This window comes from Tardiphaga sp. (assembly GCF_028290785.1).
Taxonomy (GTDB): domain Bacteria; phylum Pseudomonadota; class Alphaproteobacteria; order Rhizobiales; family Xanthobacteraceae; genus Tardiphaga.
In genome coordinates this window covers 1-8,607 of sequence record NZ_JAQGJD010000307.1, presented here as the reverse complement: position 1 = coordinate 8,607, position 8,607 = coordinate 1, and the positions used below count along the sequence as shown (strand labels likewise).

Sequence of the window (8,607 nt, the reverse complement as noted above, 5' to 3'; positions counted from 1 at the left end):
TTTCACCGACGTGGGCGGCGCATTGCGCGTCGAATCCTGCGCGCTCGCCAGCGAGCTTCCCAGCATCGCCAGACAAGAGACGGCCGCGATGATTTTTTTCATTGGACTTCTCCGACCCTGAACAGTTCAGCCAACTTCAACGCTCACGGTTTCGGCGGGTAGAGGTGAACGTCGCCACAGTAATCAACGATACGATAGCCCGATTCCCCGAGCGCTTCACGTTCCCGCGACAAATACTCCGGGCCGATCGGCGCCTTGCCGAATCCGCCGGGGATATCCAGCACATAGTCGGGCTGACAGAGGCCCGAGACCCGGCCGCGCAGCGCCCGCATCAAGGCCTGGCCATGCTCGACCGTGGTGCGCAGATGTGCAGTGCCCGGCGCGAGGTCGCCGTGGTGCAGATAATACGGCTTGATGCGGCACTCGACAAAGGCCCGCATCAATTGCTCGAGCGTCGCGGCATCGTCATTGACGCCGCGCAACAGCACGGACTGGCTGACCAGGGGAATGCCGGCATCGACCATCAACGCACAGGCACCGCGCGCCGCTTCGCTCAGCTCGCGCGGATGGTTGGCATGTAGCGCCACCCAGACGGTGGCATCTTTCACTTTCAGGGCCGCGACCATCTCCGCGTCGATTCGCGCGGGATCGGCGACCGGCACGCGGGTATGAATCCGGATGATTTTCACATGCGCGATGGCGGCCAGATCGTTCATGATCTCGCTCAATCGCCGCGGCGACAGCATCAGCGGATCGCCGCCGGTGAGGATGACCTCCCAAATTTCCGGATGCGTGCGGATGTAGTCCAGCGCGCCAGCATAGGCCTCGCGCGACAGCGCCGTCTCCTTGCCCGGCCCGACCATTTCACGGCGGAAGCAGAACCGGCAATATACCGCGCAGACATGCACCAGCTTGAACAGCACGCGGTCGGGATAGCGATGCACGATGCCATCGACCGGCGAACGGGCGTGATCGCCGATCGGGTCGGCATTCTCTTCGGGTTTTACCGAAAGCTCTTCTACGCTCGGAATGTATTGCCGTGCGATCGGGTCAAGGGGATCGTCGATATCGATCAATGCCGCGACCGCTGGCGTTACCGCCACCGCATAGCGCGCCGCTACCTTTTCCAGATTGGCCAATGCCGCCGCCGGCGCCAGACCGTGCGCAACCAGATCGGCCGGCTGTCGCAGCGTCGTGGCGATGTTCAATACCTTGTTCATTGTGCCCCCGCCGGCGGCGTCCACACCACCTGATCGATCCGGGTCGCACCCGACGCCAGCATCACCAGTCGGTCGAAGCCGAGCGCTACGCCGGCGGCGTCGGGCATCTGCGCGACGGCTTCCAGAAACTCCTCATCAAGCGGGTAGCGTTCGCCGTAGCGCCGCTGCTTCTCGTCCATCTCGTCTTCGAGCCGGCGGCGCTGCTCGTTGGCGTCCGTCAATTCGCCAAAGCCGTTCGCAAGCTCGACGCCGCAGGCATAGACCTCAAACCGTTCGGCGACGCGGGGATCGTGCTGTGTGGTGCGCGCCAGCGCTGCTTCCGGCGCCGGATATTCGAACAGCACGGTCAGCCGCCCCTGCCCGAGGTTCGGTTCGACATGCTCGACCAGCACCTTGCTGAAGAGGTCTGACCAGGTGTCGTCATCGGAGATCCGCACCTTGCTCTGTGCCGCCGCAGCCAGTGCCGCGCGGTCGCCGTGGTCGCGTGTGATGGTGGACAGCAGATCGATGCCGGCGAATTTTCCGAATGCCGCGGCGACAGTGAGCATCTCGGGATCGGCGAACGGATCGGCGGTTCTGCCGCGAAACGAAAACTGCGCTGTCCCGGTCGTTCGCGCGGCATGGGCGATCACCGCGATGGTGTCGGTGATCACCGCCTCATAGCTGGCGTCGGCGCGGTACCATTCCAGCATGGTGAACTCGGGCAGATGCAGGTCGCCGCGCTCGCGGTCGCGGAACACGCGTGCAAACTCGAAAATCTGTTCCTCGCCGGCCGCCAGCAGTTTCTTGCCGGCGAATTCCGGCGAGGTCCGCAAGTAGCGGGTTAGCGTCTCGCCATCGGGGGAGAGCAGTTCGGTCTTCGGCGCGTGCAGATGGGTCTCGTTGCCCGGCGAGACCTGCAGAATGCCGGTCTCGACCTCGACAAAACCCTGGGCCTCGAACCAGGTCCGGGTGCCGCGAGCTATGGCGCCCCGCGCGAGCAGGAAGCCGCGGCGATCCTGATGCCGCGCCGGGCTCCACCACGCCGACGGCCGGTCGTTCCCAGCCATCAGAGTACCACCCGTCGGGGCCGTAAAACGCTGGCATCCACAGGCAAAATCAGTATGTTGCGCGCAGACAACGCTTCGCTGGCCACAGGACACCCTCGTCCGGATCGGTCCCGGGCCTGAATTTTAGGAAACACACCTGTGAAAGTCATCGCCAGTTCTATTCGCAAGGGCAACGTGATCGAGCAAGACGGCAAGCTCTACGTGGTTCTGACCGCCGAGAACATCCACCCCGGCAAGGGAACCCCGGTCAGCCAGATCGAAATGCGCCGAATCAGCGACGGGGTGAAGATCTCGGAGCGCTACAAGACCACGGACGCGGTGGAAAAGGCGACCATCGAGGACCAGAACTTCAATTACCTCTACAAGGACGCCGACGGCTTCCACTTCATGAACAACGACAATTACGACCAGGTCGCGGTGCAGAAGGACGTGATTGGCGACGCCGAGGCCTATCTGACCGAAAACATGACCGTGAAGCTGTCGCTGCACGGTCTGCTGCCGGTGGCGATCACCATGCCGCAGCGCGCTACCGTCGAAGTCGTCGATACCGAGCCGGTCACCAAGGGCCAAACCGCGTCGTCGTCCTACAAGCCCGCGATGCTCGCCAATGGTATCCGTACCCTGGTGCCGCCGCATATCGGCACCGGCACCCGCATCGTGGTGATGACCGAAGACAACTCCTACGTCGAACGCGCCAAGGATTGATCTAGACCGCGCGCTCGATCCCGTTTCCCGGACGCGGTGCGGCACGCTTGTGCCGCTCCGCAGATCCGGGATCCCGATTTCTTCTTGCTCACACAACCGGGACCCCGGTTCTGCGGCGCACCACGCCGCAAGCGCGGCGCAGTGCACCGCGCCCGGGGAACGGACCGAGCTTGCAAAGTAGTCCGCGACCCCATGCGCCCTCGCGCCGCCCGGTTCGCGGCGTTAATCTGGCGCCATGACCCAGATCGATTCCCCGCCCCGCTTCTCCCGCCGCGCCGTGCTGCAAGCCGGCCTCGGCGCCAGCGCCATGATCGCGCTGCCGGCCGCCGCCATTGCGGCCCCGCCCGGCTTTGATGCCTGGCGCGATGCGTTTCGATCCCGCGCGCTGGCCAAGGGCGTCTCCGACACCACCTACTCCCGCGTGATGGGCCGCATCGAGCCCGACATGTCGGTATTCAAATCGATGCAGAAGCAGCCTGAGTTTCATGAAGAACTCTGGCAATACGTCAACCGCCGCGCTTCCGACTGGCGCATCACCGCCGGCAAGGAGGCGCTGCGGAAGAACGAGGCGCTGTTTGGCCGCATCGAGCAGGATTTCGGCGTCGAGCGCGGCACGCTGCTGGCGCTGTGGGGCGTTGAATCCGCGTTCGGCGATCCCCTGGTGCAGCAGAACCACATGCGGCCGGTATTTCCGTCGCTGGCCGCGCTGGCCTGGAACGAGCCGCGCCGCCGGGCCTATTGGGAAACCGAGCTGATCAATGCGCTGAAGATCGTCGACAAGGGCTGGGGCACGCCGGACGAGATGCGCGGCTCCTGGGCCGGCGCCATGGGCCATACCCAGTGGATGCCGGAAGTCTGGCTCAATGTCGGCATCGACTACGACCGCGACGGCCGCGTCTCGCCGTTCGGCCGGCCCGACGACGCACTCGGCTCGTCGGCCCGCTTCCTGGTCAACCGCGGCAAGTATCCGCGCGGCGAACACTGGGGCTACGAGGTCCGTGCGGGCGGCGCCGCGTCCTCCGATAGCAAAAAGAGCTTTGCGGCATGGTCCGACGCCGGCGTCACCCGCGCTGACGGTAAGCCATTCCCCCAGCCGAACGCCGGCGCCAAGCTGTGGGTGCCGGTGCAAGGCGGTCCCGCCTTCCTGCTCGGCCAGGGCTTTTACGCCGTGCGTAGCTACAATCCGTCGATGAACTACGCGCTGGCGATCTGCCATCTCGGCGACCGCATTCTGGGCGCGCCGCCGTTCCTGCAGCCGTTCCCGGGCTCCGAGCGCATCCTGACATTGGCTGAAGTGCAGGAGGTGCAGACCCGCCTGACGAAGGCCGGCTTTGATACCGGCGGCACCGACGGCCGCGTCGGCAACGACACCATGAAGGCGGTGCGGGACTATCAGACCAAAATGGGCCTGCTGCCGGCGGACGGCTATGGCGGGCTGAAGGTGCTGGCAAGGTTGCGGCAGGGGTCGTAGACGGCCGATGATGCCGATCGGGCGGCGTCCGTGCCACACATTCGCCGCAAGACAGCAAGCCTTGTCGAGATCGCGCGAGTGCTTGAAACTGAACGGCTTTCGGCGCCTTGGCGGATCGTCTGCCTTGGTCTTGCCGCAAGACCCTAAAACACGATGCGGACCACGAATTACCTGATCCTAGCCGGCCCCTCGTCAGGCACCGCAATATCGATCACCCGCAACTGCACGCGTTCGGTGCCCTGCCAGCGATCCACCGCCAGCGACCCCGCCACATGCAGCGCTTGCCCGCGATGCGCGAGAAGCGCGTTGCCGAGCTTCTGGCCTACCGAGCGAAACGCGATGCCGTTGACGATGGTGCCGTCGCTCGACTTGAAGCGCAGCCGCAGATGCGCCTGGCCGACTTCATCGGCATAGACCAGTTGATGCGACGGCAGCGCGATCACCGGCTCGGGATTGCCCGCGCCAAAAGGCCCGGCGCGGTTCATCGTCGCCACCAGATCCGGCGTGACGCCGCGTGCGGTGATGGCGCCGTCGATGAACAGTTCCTTCTCGTTACGCGATTTGGCGACATCGGCGGCCAGCGCGGCTTCGATGTAGGCGCGAAATTCGCCAAGCCGCTCCTTACGCAACGTGATGCCCGCCGCCATCGCATGGCCGCCGCCCTTGATCAGCAGCCCGTCGGTGACCGCCTGGCGCACGGCCTTGCCGAGATCGACGCCGGAGATCGAGCGCCCCGACCCAGTGCCGATGCCGCCCGGCTCCAGCGCGATCGCGAACGCCGGCCGTGAAAACTTCTCCTTCAGCCGCGAGGCGACGAGGCCGACCACGCCGGGATGCCAGCCCTCTGCCGCGGTGACGATTACCGAGCCCTTGTCCTCGAGGCCTAATGACGCCATTGCCTCGGCTTCGGCCTGCGCCTCGGCCATCTGCTCGATGACACGGCGCTCGACGTTGAGCCGGTCGAGTTCGGCGGCGATTCTTGCGGCCTCCGAAATATCGCCCTCGAGTAACAAACGCACGCCGAGGTCAGCACGCCCGATCCGCCCCCCCGCATTGATGCGGGGCCCCAGCATGAAGCCGAGATGCCAAGCTTCCGGCGGGCCGTTGAGCCGCGCCACATCCATCAAGGCGGTGTGGCCGACATGGTCGCGCCGGCGCAGCGCGATCAGCCCCTTGGCGACGAAAGCGCGGTTGAGACCGGTGAGCAACGCGACGTCGGCCACGGTGCCGAGCGCGACGTGATGCAGCATGCTCAGCAGGTCCGGCTCCGGCATCGTGGCGGTCCAGAAGCCGCGCTGGCGGAGTTCGCGGTTCACCGCGACCAGCGTAATGAACACCAGACCGACCGCGGCGAGATGGCCGAGGCCGGAGATGTCGTCGAGCCGGTTCGGATTCACCAGCGCCTCGACATCGGGCAGTTCGTCGCCGGCCTGATGGTGATCGATCACGACCACCTGCATGCCGAGCTTCTTCGCTTCCGCCAGCGGCTCCATGCTCGTGGTGCCGCAATCCACCGTGACCAGCAGCGTCGCGCCGTTTTCTGCCAGCATGCGGATGGCATCGGTATTGGGGCCGTAGCCCTCGAAAATGCGGTCGGGAATATGGATCTGCGGATCCAGCCCGCAATGCCTGAGATGCCACGCCAGCAGCGCCGACGAGGTCGCGCCATCGACATCGTAATCGCCGAAGATCGCGACCTTCTCGCCGTTTACAGCGGCATCGGCGATGCGCTTCGCGGCGGCTTCCATCTGCGTCACGGTAAATGGATCGGGCATCAGCTTGCGGATGGTCGGATCGAGAAAATCCTCGACCGCGTCCAGCTCGACGCCGCGCCCGGCCAGCAGCCGCGCCAGCATCTCGGGCAGTTGAAACCGCTGCACCATCGCCAGCGCCCGCGCGGCGCCGCGCTGATCGACCCGGTCGCGCCAGGTCTTGCCGGTCGCCGACAGGTTGACGCCGAGAAAGGCCGGCCGGGATTCCACGGGGAGAAGGATGGGGGGCGTCATGATGGCGGGACATAAGCACGAAGCGCGGACGAGGAAAACCGCGTGAACATCGATGCCACCAACTCAATCACCATCATCCTGAGGTGCTCGCCCAAAGGGCGAGCCTCGAAGGATGCGACTACGAGCGCTTACGGCGCATCCTTCGAGACGCCGCGCAAGGGCGCGGCTCCTTCAGCCGAAACGCAACTGCGTTTCGGCGGGGATGACGGCGGAGTATGACCTAGAACGTGAATCAGAGCCCGAAATGCCGCATAATGGCAGCTACGAAGAAGAACACGATAGCAAGGATCACAAGCTTTTTCTTTGTCGGCATCGCATCCAGCCGAGCGCGAATGTAGCTCTGGTCGTCCTGAAGGGCTTTGACGTCGGATTTGGGCTCTACCACTTCAGCACCCCATCTGCTTCGCCAGATCGCCAAAGTCCTCCGCCACCACGTCCCACTCGCCGTCGGCCTTGAAGTCGCGGCTCTGGTGCGGGCCGTATTCGGTGATGCGCGGCACGAAGGCGGTCTTCAGGCCGAGTTTTTGCGCGGCGTCGAGGTCGTTGTTGTGCGCGGCCACCATCATTACCTGCTCCGGCTTCAGGTTGAGCAGCCGGGCGGCGCCGAGATAGGTCTGCGGGTCCGGCTTGTAGTGCTCGAACAGTTCGGCCGACATGATCAGGTCCCACGGAAGGCCCGCGAACTTCGCCATGTTGGTGAGCAGCGCGACGTTGCCGTTCGACAGCGGGCTGATGATGTACTTCGTTTTCAGCCGGGTCAGGCCGCCAACCGAATCCGGCCACGGATGCAGCCGGTGCCAGCCAAGCGTCATGTGCTGCAAGTCGTCACCGGTCAGGCCGATGATCCTGAATTTTTCCACCAGCGGCTCCAGCGAATCCCGGTGCAGCGTGTCGAGCTTCTTGAAGCCGCGCTCGGGGTGGTGCCGCACCACGTCCATCGACGGCATGTAGGCCTTGCGCCAGGCATCGACCAATCCCGTCCAGTCGGCGCTGATGCCCTGGGTGCCGCCCCATTTCGTGAAGTCGGCGATCAGGCTGGAACGCCAGTCCACCACGGTGCCGAACACGTCGAACACCATCGCCTTGACGGCCTGCGCCTCACTCATGGTTTCACTCCTGGTTTCGCTTTATTGTTTTGTTAGTCGGACAACTCGTCATTGCGAGGAGCCCTTGCGACGAAGCAATCCAGTCTTCGCTTGTGCCCTCTGGATTGCCGCGTCGCTTCGCTCCTCGCAATGACGGCTGCGAGGCCTTCGCTCTCATTAAAACACTTTGCGATATTGCATGAAGCCGGAATTATCGGCGATCCTGTCGTACAGCAACCGCGCCTGCGCATTGTCGTTCTGTGTCAGCCAGTGCACGCGGCTGCAACCGGCGGCTTTGGCTTGCGCATAGACCGCTTCGATGAGCTGGCGCCCGAGACCGAGCCCGCGCGCCGTATCGGCGACGAACAGATCCTGCAGATAGCAGTAGTTGCCCGGCGTCCAGGTCGAGCGGTGATACAGATACTGCACGATGCCGGTGAGCTTGCCATCGACATAGGCGCCAAGCAGGAACATCGGCTCGGCGGGATCGTGGAAACGCGCCCATGCGACGTCGCTGACTTCCGGCGCCAGCTTCGCCTTGTAGAATGTCAGGTAGCCCTGCCACAGCGGCTCCCAGTCGGCGCGCTCATGGGCGCCGACTGGCTTGATCTCGACCTGCTTTTCCATCGAACTCAACTCAATCGAGATGGAATTTTTCGAGCTGGCGATGCTCGCCCTTGATGATCCGGACGGTGCCGGTCACCGAGCGCATCACGATGGTCTCGGTCTCGATCACGTTGCCGCGGAACTTGACGCCCGACAGCAGCGAACCATCGGTCACGCCGGTCGCCGCGAACAGGCAGTCGCCGCGCGCCATGTCCTCGATGCCGTAGATGAACTTCGGATCTTTGATACCCATCTTCAGCGCGCGCTCGCGCTTCTCGTCGGTGTCGAGGATCAGCCGGGTCTGCATCTGGCCGCCGATGCAGCGCAGCGCTGCAGCAGCCAGCACGCCTTCCGGCGCGCCGCCGGTACCGATGTAGATATCGACGCCGGACTTCTCGGGGTTGGCACAGTGGATCACGCCGGCGACGTCGCCGTCGTCGATCAGGCGCACCGCAGCGCCCGTCG

At 64.6% G+C, this 8,607-nt stretch carries 9 protein-coding genes; 3 read left to right on the top strand and 6 right to left on the bottom strand.

What is annotated here, in order from left to right:
* Nucleotides 1-143 precede the first annotated feature (143 nt).
* Together JWR89_RS18805 and epmA are read right to left on the bottom strand one after the other, a co-directional pair.
* Entirely contained in the window at nucleotides 144-1,220 is a 1,077-nt protein-coding gene (locus JWR89_RS18805; RefSeq protein ID WP_299718890.1) for a lysine-2,3-aminomutase-like protein, read from the bottom strand.
* Complete coding sequence (gene epmA, locus JWR89_RS18800) at nucleotides 1,217-2,269, bottom strand: EF-P lysine aminoacylase EpmA (protein ID WP_299718888.1); 1,053 nt, start codon at nucleotides 2,267-2,269, stop codon at nucleotides 1,217-1,219. Before epmA ends, JWR89_RS18805 begins: the two co-directional genes overlap by 4 nt.
* Before the next feature lie 138 nt (nucleotides 2,270-2,407).
* Here epmA and efp point away from each other — a divergent pair, with 138 nt between their 5' ends.
* Both efp and JWR89_RS18790 read left to right on the top strand, forming a co-directional pair.
* Nucleotides 2,408-2,974 carry an elongation factor P gene (gene efp, locus JWR89_RS18795; RefSeq protein WP_299718886.1) on the top strand — a complete coding sequence of 189 codons (567 nt, stop codon included), beginning with the start codon at nucleotides 2,408-2,410 and terminating at the stop codon, nucleotides 2,972-2,974.
* 235 nt (nucleotides 2,975-3,209) lie between these two features.
* On the top strand, nucleotides 3,210-4,445 hold the full coding sequence (locus JWR89_RS18790; protein WP_299718885.1) for a lytic murein transglycosylase: 1,236 nt from the start codon (nucleotides 3,210-3,212) through the stop codon (nucleotides 4,443-4,445).
* A 167-nt stretch (nucleotides 4,446-4,612) separates the two neighbouring features.
* Here the strand turns inward: JWR89_RS18790 and recJ are convergent, their stop codons facing one another.
* Complete coding sequence (recJ, locus tag JWR89_RS18785) at nucleotides 4,613-6,451, bottom strand: single-stranded-DNA-specific exonuclease RecJ (RefSeq protein ID WP_299718883.1); 1,839 nt, start codon at nucleotides 6,449-6,451, stop codon at nucleotides 4,613-4,615.
* Between the two features lie 42 nt (nucleotides 6,452-6,493).
* Between recJ and JWR89_RS18780 the strand changes: the two genes are divergently transcribed.
* Entirely contained in the window at nucleotides 6,494-6,670 is a 177-nt protein-coding gene (locus JWR89_RS18780; RefSeq protein ID WP_299718881.1) for a hypothetical protein, read from the top strand.
* A 167-nt stretch (nucleotides 6,671-6,837) separates the two neighbouring features.
* Here JWR89_RS18780 and JWR89_RS18775 read toward each other — a convergent pair whose 3' ends face one another.
* The 3 genes from JWR89_RS18775 to JWR89_RS18765 form a co-directional block, all read right to left on the bottom strand.
* A complete protein-coding gene (locus tag JWR89_RS18775) occupies nucleotides 6,838-7,557 on the bottom strand; it encodes a haloacid dehalogenase type II (RefSeq protein ID WP_299718878.1) in 720 nt (239 codons plus the stop codon).
* A gap of 156 nt (nucleotides 7,558-7,713) precedes the next feature.
* On the bottom strand, nucleotides 7,714-8,163 hold the full coding sequence (locus tag JWR89_RS18770) for a GNAT family N-acetyltransferase (RefSeq protein ID WP_299718876.1): 450 nt from the start codon (nucleotides 8,161-8,163) through the stop codon (nucleotides 7,714-7,716).
* A 10-nt stretch (nucleotides 8,164-8,173) separates the two neighbouring features.
* A partial coding sequence (locus JWR89_RS18765) for a fructose-bisphosphatase class II (RefSeq protein ID WP_299718874.1) occupies nucleotides 8,174-8,607 on the bottom strand: 434 nt, incomplete at its 5' end.

What these genes read in the sequence shown, in the direction of transcription:
- JWR89_RS18805 (WP_299718890.1), bottom strand. Translation starts at nt 1,220, where the DNA reads ATGAACAAGGTATTGAACATCGCCACGACGCTGCGACAGCCGGCCGAT.
- epmA (WP_299718888.1), bottom strand. Translation starts at nt 2,269, where the DNA reads ATGGCTGGGAACGACCGGCCGTCGGCGTGGTGGAGCCCGGCGCGGCAT.
- JWR89_RS18790 (WP_299718885.1), top strand. Translation starts at nt 3,210, where the DNA reads ATGACCCAGATCGATTCCCCGCCCCGCTTCTCCCGCCGCGCCGTGCTG.
- recJ (WP_299718883.1), bottom strand. Translation starts at nt 6,451, where the DNA reads ATGACGCCCCCCATCCTTCTCCCCGTGGAATCCCGGCCGGCCTTTCTC.
- JWR89_RS18775 (WP_299718878.1), bottom strand. Translation starts at nt 7,557, where the DNA reads ATGAGTGAGGCGCAGGCCGTCAAGGCGATGGTGTTCGACGTGTTCGGC.
- JWR89_RS18770 (WP_299718876.1), bottom strand. Translation starts at nt 8,163, where the DNA reads ATGGAAAAGCAGGTCGAGATCAAGCCAGTCGGCGCCCATGAGCGCGCC.